The 22017-nt window shown below is 30.1% G+C and carries 16 protein-coding genes; 12 read left to right on the top strand and 4 right to left on the bottom strand.

The window, feature by feature from the left end; translation table 11 throughout:
• Nucleotides 1-79 precede the first annotated feature (79 nt).
• From BR69_RS0118245 to BR69_RS0118235, 3 genes are read right to left on the bottom strand one after another with little or no spacing between them, the layout of a single operon-like run.
• Complete coding sequence (locus BR69_RS0118245; RefSeq protein ID WP_027634495.1) at nt 80-757, bottom strand: ABC transporter ATP-binding protein; 678 nt, start codon at nt 755-757, stop codon at nt 80-82.
• Entirely contained in the window at nt 758-2110 is a 1353-nt protein-coding gene (locus tag BR69_RS0118240; protein ID WP_027634494.1) for an FtsX-like permease family protein, read from the bottom strand.
• 2 nt (nt 2111-2112) lie between these two features.
• A complete protein-coding gene (locus BR69_RS0118235) occupies nt 2113-3180 on the bottom strand; it encodes an ABC transporter permease (protein ID WP_027634493.1) in 1068 nt (355 codons plus the stop codon).
• A gap of 167 nt (nt 3181-3347) precedes the next feature.
• On the opposite strand from BR69_RS0118235, the gene BR69_RS0118230 reads away from it, so the two are divergent.
• The 12 genes from BR69_RS0118230 (at nt 3348) to BR69_RS0118175 (ending at nt 19986) form a co-directional block, all read left to right on the top strand.
• Entirely contained in the window at nt 3348-3761 is a 414-nt protein-coding gene (locus tag BR69_RS0118230; protein ID WP_027634492.1) for an arsenate reductase/protein-tyrosine-phosphatase family protein, read from the top strand.
• A gap of 234 nt (nt 3762-3995) precedes the next feature.
• Nucleotides 3996-4352: an ArsR/SmtB family transcription factor gene (locus BR69_RS0118225; protein WP_027634491.1), complete on the top strand. Its 357-nt coding sequence runs from the start codon at nt 3996-3998 to the stop codon at nt 4350-4352.
• Nucleotides 4353-4581: 229 nt separating this feature from the next.
• On the top strand, nt 4582-5631 hold the full coding sequence (gene arsB / locus BR69_RS0118220; RefSeq protein ID WP_027634490.1) for an ACR3 family arsenite efflux transporter: 1050 nt from the start codon (nt 4582-4584) through the stop codon (nt 5629-5631).
• Between the two features lie 19 nt (nt 5632-5650).
• On the top strand, nt 5651-6022 hold the full coding sequence (gene arsD / locus BR69_RS0118215; RefSeq protein ID WP_027634489.1) for an arsenite efflux transporter metallochaperone ArsD: 372 nt from the start codon (nt 5651-5653) through the stop codon (nt 6020-6022).
• Between the two features lie 17 nt (nt 6023-6039).
• On the top strand, nt 6040-7782 hold the full coding sequence (gene arsA, locus BR69_RS0118210) for an arsenical pump-driving ATPase (protein ID WP_027634488.1): 1743 nt from the start codon (nt 6040-6042) through the stop codon (nt 7780-7782).
• A gap of 631 nt (nt 7783-8413) precedes the next feature.
• Entirely contained in the window at nt 8414-9127 is a 714-nt protein-coding gene (locus BR69_RS0118205; RefSeq protein ID WP_027634487.1) for a diacylglycerol/polyprenol kinase family protein, read from the top strand.
• A 7-nt stretch (nt 9128-9134) separates the two neighbouring features.
• On the top strand, nt 9135-9920 hold the full coding sequence (locus BR69_RS0118200) for a DUF92 domain-containing protein (protein ID WP_027634486.1): 786 nt from the start codon (nt 9135-9137) through the stop codon (nt 9918-9920).
• 532 nt (nt 9921-10452) lie between these two features.
• Nucleotides 10453-11658 (top strand): cation:proton antiporter, encoded by a 1206-nt coding sequence (locus BR69_RS0118195; protein WP_034850113.1) that lies wholly within the window; start codon nt 10453-10455, stop codon nt 11656-11658.
• 463 nt (nt 11659-12121) lie between these two features.
• A complete protein-coding gene (locus BR69_RS0118190; protein ID WP_027634484.1) occupies nt 12122-14524 on the top strand; it encodes a cation-translocating P-type ATPase in 2403 nt (800 codons plus the stop codon).
• Nucleotides 14525-14776: 252 nt separating this feature from the next.
• Nucleotides 14777-15721, top strand: coding sequence for a 1,4-dihydroxy-2-naphthoate polyprenyltransferase (menA, locus tag BR69_RS0118185; protein WP_027634483.1), 945 nt, complete (start codon nt 14777-14779; stop codon nt 15719-15721).
• Nucleotides 15722-16693: 972 nt separating this feature from the next.
• Complete coding sequence (locus BR69_RS0118180) at nt 16694-18580, top strand: FAD-dependent oxidoreductase (RefSeq protein ID WP_027634482.1); 1887 nt, start codon at nt 16694-16696, stop codon at nt 18578-18580.
• 431 nt (nt 18581-19011) lie between these two features.
• The gene (locus BR69_RS0118175; protein ID WP_027634481.1) at nt 19012-19986 is read left to right on the top strand and encodes a polyprenyl synthetase family protein; all 975 of its coding nucleotides are present in this window, start codon (nt 19012-19014) and stop codon (nt 19984-19986) included.
• Nucleotides 19987-20110: 124 nt separating this feature from the next.
• Here BR69_RS0118175 and abc-f read toward each other — a convergent pair whose 3' ends face one another.
• On the bottom strand, nt 20111-21853 hold the full coding sequence (gene abc-f, locus BR69_RS0118170) for a ribosomal protection-like ABC-F family protein (protein WP_027634480.1): 1743 nt from the start codon (nt 21851-21853) through the stop codon (nt 20111-20113).
• Nucleotides 21854-22017: the final 164 nt, after the last annotated feature.

Below are 22017 nucleotides of genomic sequence, written 5' to 3'. Positions count from 1 at the left end.
AAGTCAATGGAGCTGTGGTAGAAAGAATAAAACTACAATATGATGTAGTAGATTTTTAAAGTCTATGTAGTTATATTTTTTAATGCGGAAGTTCAATTATTCCATCATCTAAATTGAGAATTCTATTGCAGTGGGATGCAATATTAGAATCATGGGTTATAATTATAACAGTTTTGCCCTTAGAATTTATGTCTTTTAATATATTCATTATTCCCTCACTAGTTTTTTTATCTAATGATCCTGTTGGTTCATCAGCTAAGATTATATTAGGATTATTTACTAGAGCACGAGCTATAGCAACTCTTTGTTTTTCTCCTCCTGATAATTCCTTTGGTGTTTTCTTTAGGTGTTTTTCAAGTCCTAGGGACTTAAGAACCTCAATAGATTTATTTTTCATAGACCCCTTAAAGGTAGTACTATAAGTAAGGGGAAGGGCTACATTATCAATAAGGGAATAATCATCAAGAAGATTAAAACTTTGAAATACAAAGCCGATAGTCTTATTTCTCATTTGGGCTAGTTCATAGTGAGATAGATTTCCAGTATCTTTATCAAGGAGGAGGTATTCTCCTTCAGTTGCCTTGTCTATGCAACCCATTATATTTAATAAGGTGGATTTTCCAGAGCCAGAAGATCCCATTATCGCTACCATTTCTCCCTCCCTTATATCTAAGGTTATACCTTTTAATACTTCAGTTTTAAGGCTTCCATCACTATAGGACTTTTTTATATCAATAAGACGAATAACATTTCTCATTTACTTTTTCCCCCTAACTAAGTCAACTACACTTAAGGTTTTTAACTTTCTTATAGCAGGTAAAATGCTAAGTATTACAACTAGTGTAATTATTAGATTTACAATAAGAAAAGGAATTAAACCTAGGTTTAATGCATAACTATAATCCGTATTTAAGGTGTAATAATCATCAAGAATATTCTTTGCATAAAGGTAAGGGATAAGAGATAAAAAGGAAGAAATAAGGACTTTAATTATATTTTCTTTAATAATAAGAAAAGCTATTTTATTTATGGTTGCACCTTGGGACAATCTTACCCCAAATTCCTTCTTTCTACTTTCTAGAGAATATAGAGTAGTTAAACCTATACCTATTATGGTAAAAAAGAATATTATTATAGAAAATACCAATGTTCCTAAAAGAAAGGTGTTAAATAAGCTTATTTCATCCCATTGATTTACCTTAAGTTCTATAACCCTCAGTGGATAGTTATTACTTTCAAATATAGAATTACAAAGAGAGCGAACAGATTTTATATCATCTTTTTCATTTACAATTAGTTGGAATTTTAATCCTCCTATAGAATTAATAAAATCACTATTATAAACTACAATTTCATTATCTTTAATTTCATAGGGGAGATTAAACTTTTCATTATATCCAGCCCTAATGGGTATATTAATTCTATCTTTAGTTTTATCAGTAAACTTATATTTCCATATACTTATTGGTGCATATATACCATAATCATTTATTCTTATATCTAAATTAGTAGAATGATTATCTACCATTATCATAGAACCAGCCTTAGCTATGCCAACAACTTTAAAATTTCTTTTATAATCAGAAATTGAATCCTCTGAATTTACCATACTCTCTAAAGTAGTGGTATCTCCAACTTTAACTTGGTCCTTGAATTTATTGCCTACAATAATAGGTATGTAATCCCAAGTTTTATTAGGATCTAATTCTTCATAGGTAGGCATAGTACCCTCTTCTAATTCTATATTTAGAGCCATTAAGTATTCTCTTGAAATTGTATAATAAGGGTAATAGTTACCATTAAACTCAAGACTGCTTTGTCCTTTATTTATTATCCTAATTTCTTTTATCTTACCATCGTCCTTAAGCTTAGTGAGGGTTGGTACTAGATTATCCCAATCCGACCATCCATGATTAGAAACAGAGCTGTTATTAACTAAGGTTTTATCTATATCAATGATTTTATCATAGATGTTTTTCTTTATACTATAGTAGTTATAGCTGTGATAAAGAATTAAGAAGGCAAGGGTGGATAAGGTTAATTGTATAATTAAGAGAGTAGTTTCTTTCTTACGTTTTCCTATGGATTTTAAGCTGCTAAAATACTTCATTTCTACTCCTCCTTTAATATAATTGATGGTTGAATATTAGTTGCTTTTTTATAAGAGGGAAGAGCTGTAATTATAGAAAGTAAGATAGAAGCTAGGGCAGATATTATAATAGTCTTAAAAGATAAAATCATATAAAAATCTAAGATCATTAGCTTGTTTATAACTGAATTTATAATAGTTATAGTTAAGAAACTTAAGGATAAAGCTATTAAATTTAATACTACAATTTCAGTAAATATCATTCTTCTTATGAGGAGATTGGTCCCCCCAACTGCCTTTCTTATAGCAATTTCTTTTTTTCTTTCCTCTATCCATATGGAGATAAAATTAACAATATTAATAGATGCAACTAAGAGGGTTATGATGCTGGTAAACATTAAGAAAACAGTATTTAGGTCATAGACGTCATTATTTTTAAGGTCAATAAATAATTCTTTAGGTGAATTAGAAATTCCTAAGGTAGATTTTATGGTACTTAAACTAAGACTGGGGCTTATGACCATCCATGAGAAGTCCATTATAGGATCATTTTTAGTAATATTAAAAAAGGACTTCATAGGTAATAAAATAGAATTTAAATAATAAGACTCCTTGCTTACTCCTATGACTTCATAAGGAGTATTGTTTATAGTTATAAAGGATTTATTATTTTCTTTGTATATTTTATTAGATAAGTTTTTTCCTATAATAGCTACATTAGTATCCTCATTTATAGGATCTTTAGAAAAAAACTTTCCACTTGTATTAGGGGTATATATTTTTTCATCATAAAATCCTATACCATGAATATCACATCTATTTTCGTCTATATAGATACTAGTTCTCAAATCTATATAAGAATCCCTAGAAAGGACTAGTATATTTTTCTCAAGATAAGCTAGCTTAGCATTATTTGCCCACTTAAAAGTAGAATAGTCTTTATCCTTAACTCCAGATATTTTAGACTTACTTTCCAGGGAGTTTATGTAAGATAGGGTGAAGGTAAGGAGGGATGTACCAATCCAGAGACCTAGAGTAAGAAATATAGTAGCTCTTTTATGGTTCTTAAAGCTTTTTAATATATTACGCAAGAAATCACCTCTAAAAATTTTCATGTTTACTAATATTATACATTAAAATTGAAATAATTAGTAAAAGTATTGACAATGACATTATGTAGGAATATCATATGAGTATAGAGTAATATGAGTATGGAGTAATGTGAGTGTAGAACCATATGTTTAAAGGAGGATATTTTATGAAGCCGAAAGTTGCTTTTATATGTGTACATAATTCTTGTAGATCTCAGATGGCAGAAGCTTTAGGTAAGGTTTTTACAAGGAATATCTTTGATTCTTATTCTGGAGGAACAGAGGTAAAGCCTAATATAAATGAAGATGCAGTTAAGGCTATAAAGGACTTATATCATATAGATATGAATGAGTCTCAACATTCAAAATTAATTAGTCATATACCAAAGGTTGATATTGTTATAAAGATGGGATGTAATGTTGTTTGTCCATTTCTTCCTTCTAAACATGAAGAGGATTGGGGATTAGATGATCCTACTGGAAAAAGCTATGAAGAATTTATTAATACAGCAAAGATTATTGAAGAAAAGGTAAAGGACTTAGGAAAAAGAATAGAAAATAATGAAATTCCTTTAGGTTAGTTATTTGAATTAATATTTAGTATAAATATAGCCAAAGTTTATTGAACACATAGAAGAATAAAGATATTTTAAAGTTAGAAGTATAGGATCTTAAGATAAGTTCTTAACTTATTCATTAAGAAATCATTGATTTATATTGCTTTAGCTAAATATATAAATTAAATTTAAAACTTAAAACCTATAGAAGTGGAATTAAAATATCTTGCAAACAAGTATTAAAGGAGAGAAAAATATATGGATATATTAGAAGTTTTAAAAATGCTATCAGATACAACAAGACTTAGAATACTTAACATACTATATGATGGGGATTTATGTGTTTGTGAAATAGAGCATGTACTAGAGCTTACCCAATCTAATGCCTCTAGACACCTAAATAATATGAGTAAGGCTAAGGTTTTAGAGAGCTATAAGGTGAATAAGTACACCTATTATAAAATTAATGAAGAATTATATAAGGATTATCCTTTTGTAGAAGAGGTTATAGGAAAAGAACTTTTAAAAAATCCTATGTTAAGAGAAGACAAGGATAACCTTATAAAATATAAAGATAGTGGCTTAAACTGTGATTGCTTAACTAAAAAGTGTTAGTACATATTTATCCCATGTTTAATAATATATAAGAATCTTGGTTAAAAGATGTAGAGATATTTATTACAAGGGATAAACTTGTCTAGGTGGACTCTTAATAGATTATTAAGTAAGGTAAATAAATTTTTTTATTAAAAATAATATATCTACTAAGAGGGTGAACTTAGAGTATATAAAATATTAAAGGGAGGTGGAGAATTAGTAAGGATATTCCTTACTAAAGTAAATTATGAGTAATGAAGTTAAAGAAAAAGGAAAAGGTCTTGGGTTTTTTGAGAGGTATTTAACCTTATGGGTAGCTATTTGCATAGTTTTAGGAATTGCTATAGGTAAGTTTATACCTTTTATACCTAATACTTTATCAAAATTTGAGTATTATAATGTTTCAGTACCAGTGGCTATTTTAATATGGCTTATGATTTATCCAATGATGCTTAAAATAGATTTTTCAAGCATAGTTAATGTAACTAAAAAGCCTAAGGGACTTATGGTTACTTGTGTAACTAACTGGCTTATTAAGCCTTTTACCATGTATTTATTTTCATATTTTTTCTTTAATATAGTTTTTAAGACATTTATACCAGAGGATTTAGCAAGGGATTACCTTGCAGGAGCAGTGCTTTTAGGGGCAGCCCCTTGTACTGCCATGGTGTTTGTATGGAGTTATTTAACCAAAGGTGATCCAGCTTATACCTTAGTTCAGGTAGCAGTTAATGATCTTATAATATTAGTAGCTTTTGCTCCAATAGTGGCTTTTTTACTTGGAGTTAGTGATGTGGCTGTACCCTATGGAACCCTTGTATTATCAACTATACTATTTGTAGTTATCCCTTTAGTAGCAGGGTATTTAACAAGAAAGAATGTTATAAAAACTAAAGGAGAAGAGTATTTTCATAATGAATTTTTAGGAAAGTTTTCTAATATAACTGTGGTTGGACTTCTTTTAACTTTAGTTATAATCTTTTCCTTCCAAGGAGAAATTATATTAAATAATCCACTTCATATAGTTTTAATAGCAGTACCACTTACTATACAGACGTTCTTTATATTCTTCTTTGCTTATGGATGGGCTAAGTTTTTAAAGCTTCCTCATAATATAGCTGCACCAGCTGGACTTATAGGAGCCAGTAACTTTTTTGAATTGGCAGTAGCTGTTGCCATAGCTTTATTTGGATTAAATTCAGGAGCAGCCCTTAGCACAGTAGTTGGAGTACTGGTTGAGGTTCCTGTTATGCTTACTTTAGTTAAAATAGCTAATAAAACTAAAAATAAGTTTTAATATAAAAGGAGAGATATTTATGAGTAAAATGGAAATTTTTGATCCAGCAATGTGTTGCTCTACAGGAGTTTGTGGTCCAAGTGTTGATAAGAATCTTTTAAGAGTTGCCACAGTTATAAGTGCAATTATTAAAAAGGGTGGAGAGGTAAAAAGGTATAATCTATCCAGTGATCCTCAAGCTTTTGTAGATAATAAGGTTATAAATGAGTACCTAATGAAGGAGGGAGTAGACATACTTCCAATAACCTTACTAGATGGAGAGGTAGTTAAGACTAAGGAATATTTAACTAATGAGGAATTTTACAAGGTTCTTAATCTTAAGGAAGAACCTCTAACCTTGAATTTAAATAAAGGAAATAGCTGTTGCTGCAACAATGACGGATGCTGTTAGAGAAAGAAGGGGTCTTTGTGTATAAAACTTTTAATCTAGATAATATTGAATTAACTAAATATATTTTCTTTACAGGTAAGGGAGGGGTAGGAAAAACCTCTACAGCTTGTGCTACAGCTGTAACTCTAGCAGATAAAGGAAATAAGGTTCTTCTTATAAGTACAGATCCAGCATCAAACCTACAAGATGTATTTAATAGAGATTTAGATAATAAGGGGGTAACTATAAGTGAGGTTCCAAATCTAGTGGTTATAAACCTTAATCCAGAGGAGGCTGCTAGGGAGTATAGGGAGTCTGTAGTTGGACCTTATAGAGGAAAACTTCCAGAAACAGTTATAAAAAATATGGAAGAACAGCTTTCAGGATCTTGCACAGTTGAGATTGCAGCCTTTAATGAGTTTTCAAACTTTATAACTGATGAAGAAACTGAAAAGAAATATGATTATATAATATTTGATACAGCACCGACAGGACATACATTAAGAATGCTTCAACTTCCTTCAGCCTGGAGTAATTTTATAAGTGAGAGCACTCATGGAGCTTCTTGCCTTGGGCAATTAGCTGGACTTGAAAGTAAGAAGGAAATGTATAAAAATGCTGTAAGTACCTTAAGTAATAAGGATAAAACTAAGTTAATATTAGTAGCAAGACCAGAGGAAACTCCTCTTAAGGAGGGGGAAAGAGCATCTTTAGAACTTAAGGAACTAGGAGTTAATAATCAAATTCTTGTTATAAATGGAGTTTTAGAAGGGTATACAAAGGGCGATGCTATATCAGAGGGTTTATATATAAAGCAGCAAAAAGCCTTAGAGCATATTCCAGAGCACCTTAAAACCATAGAAACCTTTACCATACCATTAAGGTCTTATAATGTTATAGGAATTGAAAATATAAGAAAAATGCTTAAGGAAGATTATATAGAAGAGAAGGAGAAACCTTTAGAAAAGGAAGACTTAAAGGGAATACATGATTTAATTGATGATTTATATATTTCTAATAAAAGGGTTATATTCACCATGGGTAAAGGAGGAGTTGGAAAAACTACCTTAGCTTCAGCTATAGCTCTTGGACTATCAGAAAGAGGGGTAAAGGTACATTTAACCACCACAGATCCAGCTCATCATTTAGCTTTTACCTTGGATAAAAAAGATAACATAGAGGTAAGCCATATAGATGAGGAGTTAGAACTTGAAAAATATAAGGAAGAGGTTTTAAGTAAAGCAAGAGAAGAAATGAGTGAAGATGATATTGCTTATGTGGAAGAGGACTTAAGATCCCCTTGTACCCAAGAAATCGCAGTGTTTCGTGGGTTTTCAGAACTGGTGGAAAAAGCAGATTCAGAGGTTGTAGTTATAGATACAGCCCCAACAGGACATACCTTACTTCTTTTAGATTCTACGGAAAGTTATCATAGAGAGATTGAAAGGTCTAAAGGGGAGGTACCAGAATCAGTTAAAAAATTACTTCCAAGACTTAGAGATAAGAATGAAACAGAGGTGGTAATAGTAACCCTTCCAGAGGCAACTCCGTTCTTTGAAGCTAAAAGGCTTGAAGAAGATTTAAAAAGGGCAGGGATAAATAATAAGTGGTGGATTATAAACTCTAGCTTATCTATAACAGAAACTAAGAATCCACTCCTTATGACAAAAGCATTGGAAGAGGAAAAGTGGATCAAGAAAATTAATGATCATTCTAATGGAAACACTGTTTTAATTCCATGGAGTGAGAAGGAAGTTAAGGGCTCTATGTTATTAGAATAGGAGATAATTTATATATAATATGTTTTAGAAAATAAGTTAAATTTTATTGATTAATAGCTCAGTGAGTTTCAACTGAGTAAATGGAGTTTTAATAATAAAACCTATATATTATAAAAGAGTTTATTATATTGTATAATAGTTAGAGGTTAGGCTCATTATTTATTAAGATTATGCCTAACTTTTAACTATTTTCTTTTACATTACTTTATCTTTTATAAGGCTTATATCTTTATTTTATAGAGTCATAAGTTTAAGAAATAATTTATACATGTATCTAAAGGAAAATAAATGAAGGATATTCTTAAGAAGTAAGTTAAGGGTTTATATTAAAACCCTATAAGTGTAAGTGATAAATATCAAGATTTACTTACATATTATACTAAAAAGGTTCAAAACAGAATAATATTAAGGAATACAGTGACTTAATATTAAAGATTTCTTACAATTTTCTTAACTAAATTTAATTACAATATAACTATGAAAAAAATATATTATAATATATAATAAGTGAGGTTATAGTTTTTTCATAGTATTGTATTTTATGGTATAACCATATTATGGTATATTGTAACAGCAGATATTAAAAAATGTACTTAAATATATAGTTGTTTATTACGTGCAGGAAGTTATTATGGGTGGCTACAAATTAAGTAGAAAGGAGATAGCCATGGAGAATGCAGTAGGAATTTTAGTATCATTAGCATTTGTATTTTTAGCAATAGGATTATCTACACTTCTTACAAAATTTAATATATTAAAGGATGAAGGAAGTCGTAAGTTTATACATATAGTGGTTTCAAATTGGTGGATAATAGCTATAATCTTTTTCAGAAATCCTATTTATGCATCTATTGTCCCTTTATTATTTATCATAGTTAACTATATCTCTTATAAAAAACAGGTATTTAAGGCTATGGAAAGGGATGGGGGATTAAAAGATTTAGGAACTGTTTATTATGCTATTTCATTATTTATACTTTCTCTTATAACCTTTAATGGTGATAAGACTCCTTATATAGGGCTTATGGGTATACTTGCCATGGGGTATGGAGATGGCTTTGCAGCTGTGGTTGGTGTAAGATATGGAAAACATGAATTTAAAATTCTAGGATATAAAAAATCTTTAGAAGGAACCTTAACTATGTTTTTAATATGCTCAGCACTAGCTTATGTAATTATGATGGTTTTAGGAATTAATAATTCCTTTGGAATAAGTGTTATATTAGGCTTAGTTGCAACAGCTGCTGAACTTTTAACTCCTATGGGGTTTGATAACATAACTGTTCCATTAATAACTTCAGGAGTCTTTTATTATTTAACAAAGGGATTAACTATTTGGTGGTGATTAAAAGGTGGAAACTTTAATAGGATGTATTATTTCTATTGTAATAGCAGGGCTAGCTTTTAGTAAAAAATCTTTGAATTTAAGTGGGTTTATAGGGGCTGTTATTCTTGGGTCATTAATATATACCTTTGGAGGAGCTTCTTTCTATAGTATAATGATGGTATTTTTTATATCATCCTCATTACTTACAAAGATTAAAAAAGAAAACAAGCTAGAGGATAACTACGAGAAGGATAAAAAGGGGAGAAACTACATACAGGTATTGGCCAATGGTGGAATAGGCCTTATACTTTCATACATGTTTTATAAAACAAATAATAACATCTACTATCTTATTTATTGTATATCTTTCGCTACAGCTAATGCAGATACCTGGGCATCAGAAGTGGGAGTTTTAAGTAAAAGGAGTCCAATATCTTTAATAACATTTAAAAGAATTAAAAGGGGAGAATCAGGTGGTGTATCATTATTAGGTACATTAGCATCATTTATGGGGTCAAGCCTCATTGGAATATTCTTTGTAATAGGATATTTAAATATAGGAACGGAAGAGAAGTTAGTATGCTATTTTATACTGTGTATAGCATTAGGATTTTTAGGATCTATAATAGATAGCATATTAGGAGAAACCATTCAAGTTAAATACAAAAACTCTAAGGGCGATATAGTAGAAATTTACTCAAAGGAAAATCAGCTTATTAGAGTTAAAGGGATACCGGGAGTAAATAATGATGTGGTAAACTTATTAAGTAATATTATTGTGGTGGGGATATCATTTGCCCTTATATTTTAATATTATTTAGACCGTAATATTGACTCAAAAATAATATAGTAATATAATTGTTTTATAAATTTATAGGTCATGGAGTTCGACCTTTAACCGCTTACTTTATCTGATGGCTATAAGCTGTAACACCCCCACACGCATGTAAGGTGGTGGATAACAGTTGCGACAACCCTAGATTAACTCATCTAATCTTCAGGTGATGGAAAGAATACCACCTGAAGAAGATTCGTTCTATGAAGCTAATGACTCCTACAAATGTGCATACCATATTTGTAGGAGTTTTTTGTTCTTAAAATTGATAAATCTTACAGAGTTTTAATATAGGGTTTTAAGTTTTAAACTTAATTTATATATCCAGGTAAATCAAGACAAATCAATGATATTTTTAATGGATAAGTTAAGGACTTATATTAAAATCTTATAGCTTTAAAAAATTAAAAAAGGAATAAGAATTAAGGTTTCACATAAACCTTTTTTATTAAACTATTAAGGTTATGAAAATATGATGCACAAATATATTAATATAAGGAGAAGTATTATGAATATAATAGTTATAGCTATTAGTTTAGTATTAATGGCAGTAGGAGCTAATATTTTAGGAAAGGGAGTAGAGAAGATAAATCTTCCATCCTTACTAGGAATGATGATTTTTGGAATGCTTATTGGACCATCTTTTCTAGATATCATTCCAAAGGAGACTTTAGATTTATCACCTATTATTAAGGATATAGCCTTAGTTACAGTGTTATTTATAGGAGGGCTTGGCATAAGCAGTAGTGAAATGAAATCTATAGGAAGACCAGCAGTACTACTTAGTATCATACCTGCAACATTAGAAGGCTTTGCCATAGCTATATTATCTACAGTATTTTTAGGGTTTGATTTTATTCAAGGAGCCATATTAGGATTTATAATAGCCGCTGTAAGTCCAGCTGTGCTTATTCCATCTATGTTAGATTTAATTGATAAAAAACTTGGCACAAATAAATCAATTCCTCAAATGTTACTGGTTGGAGCATCAGCAGATGATACCATAGCAATAACCTTATTTACCACTTTCTTATCCATATATATTGGAAGGGAGCACGGAGCACAGGTATCCTTAGAAAGACAACTCATTTCAATACCTATAGCTATAATGATAAGTATAGGAGTAGCATACTTATCATCAAAATTAACAAGTCCTATTATAAGTAGAGTTAAAGATATAAGAGTAAAAGCATTAATAGCTTTTTTAGTATGCTTAGGACTAAGAAGTATTGAGTCAAACTTTCATGTGGAAATATTCAACTCTCTTTTATCTATTATGATATATGGATTTTTCTTAAGGAGCACCATAGAAGAAAGTACATTTTCAATAAAGAAGATCATGGATAAGGTGTGGAGCATGGGGAAGTTATTCCTATTTACTTTTGTTGGTGCAGCTATAAATCCTTCTCTTGTAGGACAATACTTTTTAGTTGGAGTATTAATCTTAACAGGTTCCTTATGTGTAAGATCAATTGGAGTTTTAATTTCTCTTACAGGAACTGATTTAACACCTAAAGAGAGACTGTTTTGTATAATAGCTTATCTTCCAAAGGCCACAGTACAATCAGCAAAAGCTGGAATACCCCTTCAAATGGGAGTTGTTTATGGGGAAGTTATGCAAGCAATAGCAATATTAAGTGTATTAATTACTGCACCTATAGGTGCTATAGGAATAAGAATTACAGCGCCTAAGTATTTAAATAAGTCTTCTTAGACTTATGAGTTTTTATCAGTGGATATATGGCTTAATGCAAAGTATTAACCTATTTATTAGAGTATCTTTGATTTATAGTGATTTTTAGACAGATTTCTAAATTAACTTTAAAACTTAAAATCCTATACTTACTGAAGTTTAAATAGTGTTAGTTTAAAGGACTTAGTACTGTAATTTGCAGAACTAAGTCTTTAGTTTTACCTAGTAAAATCTTAAAGTATTCTTAATTTAATAGGGGATTTATAGAATATTTTAATTTATGGATTATAATATTTAATATACTTACTTTCATATGTGCCTAAATATAGAAAAATAAACTACATTTTAGGTTTATCTTTCTATGTTTAGGATTAGAAAAGGAAAAGAAGGTAGAAGGAGATAGGCATCGGATAAAAACCTATGTAATGGCAAGAATAAAAATGGTAGAGTCATAAAACTTTGAAGGAATAAGAGGTGGTAACCTTTGAGTGATAAAGATTTTAAGCAAAAAGATAAAAAACAGCCCTTTGGGCTTACTGAAAAAGAGGTAAAGGATAGAGTTAAAAAGGGACAGGTAAATATTCTTCCTAAAGCTCCTTCCCGTACTATGGCACAAATTATAAGAGCTAACCTATTTACAAGATTCAATGCCATAAATTTTGTTCTAGCAATACTTGTTATAGTTGCAGGATCTCCTAAAAATGCTATTTTTGCAGGGGTAATATTAACCAATACCATAGTTGGAGTAGTTCAAGAAATAAGGGCTAAAAGAACTTTGGAAAAGCTTTCAGTGCTCAATATGGCAGAAGCCAAGGTTTTAAGAGAAGGAATAGAAAAAATTATAAATGTAGAGGATGTTGTCCTTGATGATATTATAGTTTTAACTCCAGGAAGTGAAATTGTAGTTGATGGAGAGGTTCTACCAGGAGATAGTTTTGAAGTAGATGAGTCTATGCTTACAGGAGAAGCAGACCCTGTATTTAAAAAGGAGAAATCAAAGCTTTTATCTGGAAGCTTTGTGGTTTCAGGTAGTGGATATGGAAAAGTAACTCATGTAGGTAAGGATACCTATGCGGCTAAGTTATCTAATGAGGCTAGAAAGTTTAAGAAGATAAATTCAGAACTTGCTCAAGCCGTAGATAAAATATTAAAGGTTATAATGTGGCTTATATTTCCTATAGGAATACTTCTAGTTATAACACAGATTTTCTTCACAAATAGAACTTGGCAGGAGGCTATTATTAGTGCTGCTGCAGGAATTATTGGAATGGTACCAGAAGGATTAGTACTTCTTACAAGCCTTACCTTTGTTGTAGGGGTAGTTAGGCTTTCAAAATGGAAGACTTTAGTTCAAGAGCTTCCAGCAACAGAGGTTTTAGCAAGGGTAGATGTTTTATGTCTTGATAAGACAGGAACTATTACAGAGGGAGCATTAAGACTTCATGATATAAAATTACTTAAAGATTATAAAACTGAGGATATAGATAAGGTACTATGTGGATTAGCTTATGCTTTTCCAAGTACAAATCCAACTCAGCAGGCTATCCTTGATAAATATAAGGAAAAGTCAGACTTAGAAGTTAAGAGCACCATTCCATTTTCTTCTGATAAGAAATGGAGCGGGGCAGAGTTTAATGAATATGGTGCTTGGATTCTTGGAGCACCAGAGATGGTTCTAAGAGAAAAATATGATGATATAAAGAAAAGTGTAGAAGAGGAAGCAGAAAAAGGAAGAAGAGTTTTAATTCTTGCAAAGCTTAAAAATAGTTCCTTAAGTGAAGAGCTTCCAGAGGATGTAGAAGGAGTTGCTCTCTTACTTATAGAGGATATAATAAGGAAGGAAGCACCGAAAACTCTTGAATATTTCCATAGAGAAGGGGTTAATGTAAAGATAATATCTGGAGATAACCCGGTTACAGTGGCAGCTGTGGCAAAAAGAGCAGGAGTTAAAGATTCAGAGAATTATATAGATGCAAGGACATTGCCAGAGGATGAAAAAGAGTTAGAAGAAGTAGCTGAAAACACTACAGTATTTGGTAGAGTTACCCCTCACCAAAAGAAGGCATTAGTAAAGGCACTTCAAAGAAAAGGTCATATAGTTGCTATGACAGGTGATGGAGTAAATGATGTTTTAGCTTTAAAGGAAGCAGACTGTGGAATATCCATGGCAAATGCTAGTGATGCTACTAAGGCAGTAGCACAGCTAGTGCTTCTAGATTCTAATTTTGCATCTCTTCCAGAGGTAGTAGTGGAAGGAAGACGTATGATAAATAACTTAGAAAGTGTTTCAGATCTTTATTTAACAAAGACTGTATATTCTATATTATTATCACTTATATTCGGGATTATATTGTTACCATATCCTCTACTTCCAATACAATTAAGTTTAATTGGAGCTGTGGCTATAGGAATACCATCTTTCTTCCTTGCCTTAGGACCTAATAAATCTAGGGTTAAGAAAGGGTATTTAAAGAGAGTCTTAAGTACATCTATAACTAATGGGATTATAATAACTGGTGCTACTATTATTATATTTATGTTATCAAGTATTCACAATCTTACCATAGTAGAGGGACGTACTTTAGCTACTATTGTAGTGGGAGGAATAAGTATAATGGTTTTAAAAAGAGTAGCTCAGCCGTTAAATCTTTTAAAGACAGGGTTAGTTATAGCTATGGGAGGAGTATTTGCATTAGCTTATTTACTTCCCATTGGAAGAAGAATTTTCTCCTTTAGTATTACAGGAGATATAGTATATATATTAATTGCTGTGCTATTAGTTCTGGTATCAGAACAATTAACCACTATTGTGTTAGTTATCTATGAAAGTATTGTTTGTAGATTTAAGAATAAGAGGGAAAAAAGAAAAGAGAAGCATAGTCATTAGTTTTGTGAAAGAGACTATGTTATAGTCTATAGATTTTTTTTAATAGTTTTTAAAATGAAAATTTATATAAATAAAATTAAGAATGCTAAATCTTTAATACATAGAGATTTAGCATTTTTATTTTTGTATTAACCTTTATTAAAATAGATAATAAACATTAATTTAAACTTATAAAAAATTAAAGTTGAGTAAAATCTTAAGATGATATAAAATAATCCAAGAAGTTATAACTTAAGAAGGAGGGATTATGCTGTGAATATTACAAGCTTTTTAAAATTAGTAGAGATACAAACTAAAGTGGCAAGTATCATGCCTTTTATCCTTGGAACCTTATATTCTATATATAGATATAAGACATTTAACCTAAAAAACTTTATATTTATGTTTGTTTCACTACTTTGCTTTGATATGGCAACTACTGCAATAAACAATTATTATGATTATAAAAAAGCTACAGAGGTTAAGGGGAATGATTATAGGGAAAAAAATGTAATAGGTAGTGACAACTTAAGTTTAAATACAGTTAAGGCTACAATAGTTATATTACTTTTACTGGCTGTATCCTTTGGGATTATATTAACATTCAATACAGATGTGGTGGTTTTAATCATAGGAATGGTTTCATTTTTAACTGGAATACTTTATACCTTTGGACCTATACCGCTTTCACGTATGCCTTTAGGTGAACTATTTTCAGGGTTCTTTATGGGAGTTATCATAATATTTTTATCTATCTATATACATATATATGACAGTGGAATAATAACTCTAGGATATGAGAATAACATAATTTCTTTAACATTAAATATAAAAGAGGTTATATACATATTTTTAATGGCATTACCAGCCTTTGCTGGAATATCAAATATTATGCTTGCTAATAATATTTGTGATTTAGAAGAGGATATAGTGAATAGAAGGTTTACTCTTCCTTATTACATAGGAAAGGAAAATGGGGTGAAGTTATTTAGGGCGTTATATTATATAGCTTATTTAGATATAGCCTTAATAGTGGCTTTAAGAATAGCTCCTGTAATATTAATACTTTCTGTGTTGTCATTTAAAAAAGTTAAAGAAAATATAGATATTTTCTCTAAAGAACAAATAAAAAGCAAGACTTTTATAGTTGGAGTTAAGAATTTTGTACTTATGACTCTATGCCAAATAGTCCTAGTGGCCGTGGGAATATTTATATAGTCATAGGTAAAATTCATATTAGGATTTTAAGAGTTATTTAATTAGATATACAAAATTGAGTAATTATATAATTATATTTAGAGCTCTAGAAGTTAGAAGGGAGATACTTAAAAGTCATGATGCATGGTTTAAGTATCTTCCTTTTGGCTTTTAGATTTCAAGTCTAGTATATATTTTTAAATCTAGGGAAATTGGGATATTTTAATATGAAAATAAAGGGCTTTCAAAAGTTGAATCATACTAACCTAGTTTTAAAGTAACTGTTTAATATGATAAATATAAATAGCAAATAGTTTTATGATATTCACTATCCATTAAGAATAAAAATTAAAATTAAAGAATATTATATTTTTAAAGAATGATAGTTTATTATCATAGTTAAGAATAAATAGTAAAGCAAGTCTTTTTAATAATTAAATATCACTAGTTCTAAAATAATTTATTTTAATATTTAAAAACTCTTATAAGACTTAGGTTTAAAAATTAATTTCTATAAGTTAAAGATATTTCTAATGGAGCGATTAAGTTTTACTATTAAAATATCTTAGGCTATAAGAAAAGGTTAAGTGTTAAAAAAACTTCAATTTTTCCTATAATTTTTATAAATTCTCAACAAGAAAAATTTTACAATAGTTATATCTTAAATCACTATAGTAATATAAAAAGTATTTTATGTAATTTTCAGAAAAAAACTTTTAAAAAAATTTATGCAACAAAATTGAAAATGGTTGCAAAAGCAACTAGTTAAAGTAGATGAAAACCATATAGATTAAGAAATTGTAAACACTGGATATATTCATATGAAAGATTAATAAAGATAAAATTGCATAATAACATAAAAAGTAATTTATGAGAGGAAAAAACACAATGTTAAATGCTAGACAAAATCACTGATTGATTATAAAATGTTTTAAGAACTAGTATTTTATTATATTAAATATTAAATAATATATTTTGATGAGGTGTAGCAAAATGGACAAGAAGGACATTTTAATTTTAGGTGCGGGCTATGCTGGTGTGTGTGCAGCTAAGAAGCTAGCAAAAAAGTATAAGAAGCATTCAAATGTTAATATTACATTAATCGATAAAAATCCATTCCACACACTTATGACTGAGCTACATGAAGTGGCAGGAGGAAGAGTACATCCAGAATCAGTACAAGTTGATCTTGGAAAAATCTTTAATAAGACAAAAGTTAATGTAGTAACAGACTACATTACAAAAGTGGATAAGGATAATAAAGTAGTTACTACTAAAAATGGACAATATAAATATGACTATTTAATCATAGGAACAGGTAGTGAACCAGCATTCTTTGGAGTACCTGGAGTTAAAGAACATGGATTTACACTATGGTCTTTTGAAGATGCATTAAGACTTAGAGCTCATATAAAAGCAACCTTTGAAAAGGCATCAAAGGAAAGAGATGAGGAAAAGAGACGTAAACTTCTTACCTTTATAGTTGCAGGTTCAGGATTTACAGGAATAGAAATGGCTGGAGAGCTTTTAGAATGGAAGACAAAGCTTGCAAAGGAATATAAGATTTCTCATAAGGAAGTAAGACTAATAGTAGTTGAAGCCTTAGGAACAATACTTAACATGCTAGATAGAAAACAAGCAGATAAGGCTGAAAGATATATGATAAAACATGGTGTTGAGGTGATGAAAAATTCACCAATAGTTGAAGTAACACCAAGTGATATAAAGCTTAAGTCTGGAGAAGTTATAGATACTGAAACATTAATTTGGACATGCGGTATACAAGCTAACCAAGAAGCATCAGAGTATGGTTTTGAAAGAGCTAGAGCTGGTAGAGTTAAGACCAATGAATATATGCAGGTAGAAGGTAATGAAGATGTTTATATAGTTGGAGATTTAACTTACTTTGAGGAAACTGAAGGAAGACCTACCCCTCAGATAGTTGAGGCAGCTGAACAAACAGCTATAACTGCAGTTAATAATATAGTTGCAGATATAGAGGCTAAGGAAAAAGTTAAGTTTAAATCTAATTATCATGGATTTATGGTATCAGTAGGTGGAAGATACTGTGTTGCAAGCTTAGGGGGAATGAAGTTATCAGGCTTCTTTGCAATGGTTATGAAGCACATGGTTAACATGTATTACTTATTTGGAATTGGTGGACTATACACTGTATGTAGATATCTACAACATGAGTTCTTCCATATGGAGGACAGAAGATCTATAATGGGAAATCACTTATCTTCTCATGGTAATAGATTATGGCTTGTACCTCTTAGATTATTCTTAGGATGTATGTGGCTTATTGAGGGATTAAAGAAGTTCTTTGGAGAAGAAACATTTAAAGCAGCAACAGAAAGCTTTAGTTCTTTAAAGCAGCTATTTAATGGAATAGGTAGTGATAGCTGGCTTGCTAGTGGAAATGTAAAAATGCCATTTGATTGGCTTCAAACAGCAGCTAATACTGGTGCTAGCCAAGCAGCAGATTCAGCAGGGGCAGCAGCAAACTTCCCACAACCAATACTTAAAGAAATGCCAGGATTCTTTAAATCCATTATGGAATTTATGATGCCAAACCCAGATGTAGCAGTTTGGTTCCAAAGAATAGTTGTTATAACTGAAATAGGAATAGGCTTATGTTTACTAGCTGGATTATTCACATGGCTTGCAAGTGCAGCATCTGCATTTATGGTAGTTAACTTTATACTATCTGCAATGGCAGGATGGGAAATCCTTTGGTTCTTCTTTGGTGCTATAGCTTTAATGGGTGGAGCAGGTAGAACCTTTGGTCTTGATTACTATGTAATGCCTTGGCTGGCTAATACCCTTGGAAAATGGTGGTATGGTGAAGAAAAAGCATTATACGGAGTGGATAAGTAAGAGTAATAAGAATACTGTGATTAAATCATATTAAAAGTTATCTTATGAAGTCAATTAAAAAATTATAATAGATTTTTTATAAATTAAAGGTTAAGCCTGGCTTATTTTAAGCCAGGTAAAACTTTAGTTTTTATTATTTACATAGAATTATTAAAATTTAGATGTAAGGTGATTCTAATTTTTATTATATATATATTATATTAAACAACCTACATTCCACTGGTTGATAACTCAATAAGTTTCAGCTGAATCTAATGTAGTTTTAATATTACAACTTATATATATTATGAAGCTTACATAAAATATAGTATAATTAGTTATTAAGACTTAGTGACTAATTTGTGGATAACCATAAAGAAAATTTAACTGATATGTGGATACATTCTAAAAATTAGATTAAGATTTTAAATACATTTATAAAGGGTGGTACTATGGAAATCAATAAAATGTGGGATAAGTACCCGGAACTTAAAGGAGACTTAGAAGAAGTAATTCTTTTAATGGACAGAAACGTTAAATGTAAAGATAAAAAGATAGAGAATTCTATAAAAGAGTTAATATATTCAGGAGGAAAGCTCCTAAGACCAAGCTTTTCTATAATAGCATCAAGGTTTGGTAATTATGACAAAGAAAAAAGTAGGGCTGTGGCAGCAGCACTTGAAATCCTCCATATGGCAACATTGGTCCATGATGATATTATAGATGATGCAGATACAAGAAGAGGAAAAGAAACCATACAATCAAAGTACGGAAAAAATTATGCTGTATATATTGGAGATTATTTATTTTGTGTTTGTTTTAAGCTACTAGCAACCCATTCAGCATCCCTAGCTAGTATAAAGATGGATACCAAGGCAATGGAAAAGATATGCCTTGGAGAAATAAATCAGATGAATTCAAAGTTTTCTTTAGATACTTCTTCTAGAAAATATTTATCAAGGATATCAGGAAAAACTGCTGAATTATTTGCTCTTAGTTTTTATAGTGGAGCATCAGAAAGTGGATGCTCTGAAAAGCTTAGTAAAATGTTTTTTAATATAGGACATAATATAGGAATGGCTTTTCAAATAATTGATGATATCTTAGATTATACAAGTAATGATGAGGAACTTGGAAAACCAGCAGTTAGTGATATAAAGCAAGGTATTTTCAATCTTCCTTTAATCTATGCAATAAATGAAAATAAAAAAGCCTTTAAGTTTATTGAAGGAAAAGAATTCTTAGAGGATTCAGATGTAGATATAATTATGGATCTTGTATATGAATATAAGGGTGTAGATAAGGCTATGGATGTAGCTGTAAAGTACACTAACAAGGCATTTAAGCTTATAGATAAACTTCCAGAGAATCAATATAAATATATATTAAAGGAAGTAGTAGAAAAGCTTTTAGATAGAACTGCTTAACAAAAGTATTGTGATATACATTGCATAAAGCTATATAAAATTCAAGAAACGATGCATAGGGTGGAAAGCGATTTTTCCTATATGCATCGTTTTTATAATTTAAGAATATTATTTTTTAACTGCACTAAAGCATTGATTTTAATATACTAATTTCTTTAGAAAACTCTAGAAATTTATTATTTACTTCTATTTTCTCCTCTTCATCTAAAGACCTAGAAAGTTTTCCACTTAAGAAGGCAATTTCACATTGGAGCATCAAAATGTTATCTTTTATTTCCTTAGAATTAACATAAGAATTTTTATGATTATTTTCCTTAAGTTCTTTAGAGGTTTTTATATATTCATCATAGTTATATGGATAAAGCACAGTATTTAAATCTTTGATTTCCAGAATCTTAGTTGCTATTGTAGAGGTAAAGTACCTATCGTGAGAAACAAAGATTATATTTCCTTTATACTCTTTTAGAACCTCCTCTATTGTTTCTTTAGATTCAATATCCATGTAGTTAGTTATTTCATCTAATATTAGAAAGTTAGAATTACTTAGTAAAAGCTTTGAAAGTGCCACCCTTGATTTTTCTCCCATACTTAAGTTTTTTACAGTTTTAAACACATCTTCACCTTTAAATAAAAAGGAAGCTAAAAGGTTTCTTATATCTTTTAAAGTTACATTTTCATACAAAAGGTTATCTACTATGGATTTTTCTTCGTCTAGGCTATTTAAGCCCTGAGAAAAGTAGGATATTTTTATAGATGGATTTAGATAAACCTCACCAGAGTAATCCATATCTTCTCCAATTAAAATCTTTAATAAGGTGGTTTTTCCACAGCCGTTATCTCCAAGTAAGGCTATTTTATCTCCACGTTTTATATTAAAGGAAGCATCCTTTAGGAGAGTCCTATTTCCAAAAGACTTATTAAGATTTTTAATATAGCCTATGTGCTTTGGTAGTTTAGAGTCTAAAAGGTTTTTATTTATTAGGTTAAAGGTTGGTGATAGAACTTTAGAAGGAAGTTCTGTTCTATTTTCCTCTAATTTTTTAAGTTGTTTTTCTTTAGAACGAAGGATAGCTATATGCTTCTTAGAATGAGCTCTTAAGTTGTCATCTTTACCAGCGGCTTTATGAGCCTTGTGAAACCAAGTTTTCCTATCCTCTATCATAGATTTTAGGCTAGTAATTTCCTTTTCTTCTTTATTGTATGCTTTAGTAGATGCTAAAACCTCACGGTGAAGTTGGATCTTATAACTTGAGTAATGTCCTTTATATTCTTTTAAGGAATTATTATTAAGACACCATATTTTATTACAGGTATTATCTAAAAAGTATCTATCATGGGATATTAAAATTACAGGTATATTCAATGAAGTTATAAATCCTTCTAAAGATTTAATAGCAGTAATATCTAAATGATTAGTTGGTTCATCTAGTATTAAAACGTTAAAATCCATAATATATGCTCTGCATAGCAATACCTTAGTTTTTTCACCACCACTTAGATTTTTAAACCTTTCTTTTAATAAATCCTCTTTGAGTCCAGTCTTATATAAAAGAGATTTCAGAAATCTTTCTTCTAAAGAATAAGGGGAAGAGGAAAGAAAACCTTTTAAAACATCATGCACAGTTAGCTCTCCATTAATATTTTCATTAGTATTAAGGTATAAAACCTTCAGAGTGGAAGGGGAATAAACAATAGCCCCACACTCATAGTTTTCAATACCAGCTATTATTTTACATAGGGTAGTCTTACCAACTCCGTTTCCTCCAATAAGTCCAATCCTATCATTACTGTTTAATTTACAGTTAATATTTTTAAACACCATAATTCCTTTATAGTCTTTATATAAATTTTTTATTGTTATAGTCATATATTATATCTCTCCTTTATTTGAAATTGTCTAAAGGATAAGATAGTTAATAAATATAAAAAAGCCATAACCAACCTTGGTTATGGCGCAATAGGCATATTAAAAGTAGCACTAAATTATATCTTATACATACTCTATGATAAATTAGCCTATTACTTTAGGTA

The organism is Clostridium hydrogeniformans DSM 21757 (genome assembly GCF_000686705.1).
GTDB classification, from domain to species: Bacteria; Bacillota; Clostridia; order Clostridiales; family Clostridiaceae; genus Clostridium_Z; species Clostridium_Z hydrogeniformans.
The sequence above is the reverse complement of the archived record's forward strand: the minus strand, read 5'-3'. Positions and strand labels throughout refer to the sequence as shown.

Excerpts from the sequence above, each read along its gene's own strand:
- BR69_RS0118180 (WP_027634482.1), top strand. The coding sequence starts at position 16,694 with ATGGACAAGAAGGACATTTTAATTTTAGGTGCGGGCTATGCTGGTGTG.
- BR69_RS0118230 (WP_027634492.1), top strand. The coding sequence starts at position 3,348 with ATGAAGCCGAAAGTTGCTTTTATATGTGTACATAATTCTTGTAGATCT.
- BR69_RS0118225 (WP_027634491.1), top strand. The coding sequence starts at position 3,996 with ATGGATATATTAGAAGTTTTAAAAATGCTATCAGATACAACAAGACTT.
- arsD (WP_027634489.1), top strand. The coding sequence starts at position 5,651 with ATGAGTAAAATGGAAATTTTTGATCCAGCAATGTGTTGCTCTACAGGA.
- abc-f (WP_027634480.1), bottom strand. The coding sequence starts at position 21,853 with ATGACTATAACAATAAAAAATTTATATAAAGACTATAAAGGAATTATG.
- BR69_RS0118205 (WP_027634487.1), top strand. The coding sequence starts at position 8,414 with ATGGGTGGCTACAAATTAAGTAGAAAGGAGATAGCCATGGAGAATGCA.
- BR69_RS0118240 (WP_027634494.1), bottom strand. The coding sequence starts at position 2,110 with ATGAAGTATTTTAGCAGCTTAAAATCCATAGGAAAACGTAAGAAAGAA.
- BR69_RS0118175 (WP_027634481.1), top strand. The coding sequence starts at position 19,012 with ATGGAAATCAATAAAATGTGGGATAAGTACCCGGAACTTAAAGGAGAC.
- BR69_RS0118195 (WP_034850113.1), top strand. The coding sequence starts at position 10,453 with ATGAATATAATAGTTATAGCTATTAGTTTAGTATTAATGGCAGTAGGA.
- BR69_RS0118245 (WP_027634495.1), bottom strand. The coding sequence starts at position 757 with ATGAGAAATGTTATTCGTCTTATTGATATAAAAAAGTCCTATAGTGAT.
- arsB (WP_027634490.1), top strand. The coding sequence starts at position 4,582 with ATGAGTAATGAAGTTAAAGAAAAAGGAAAAGGTCTTGGGTTTTTTGAG.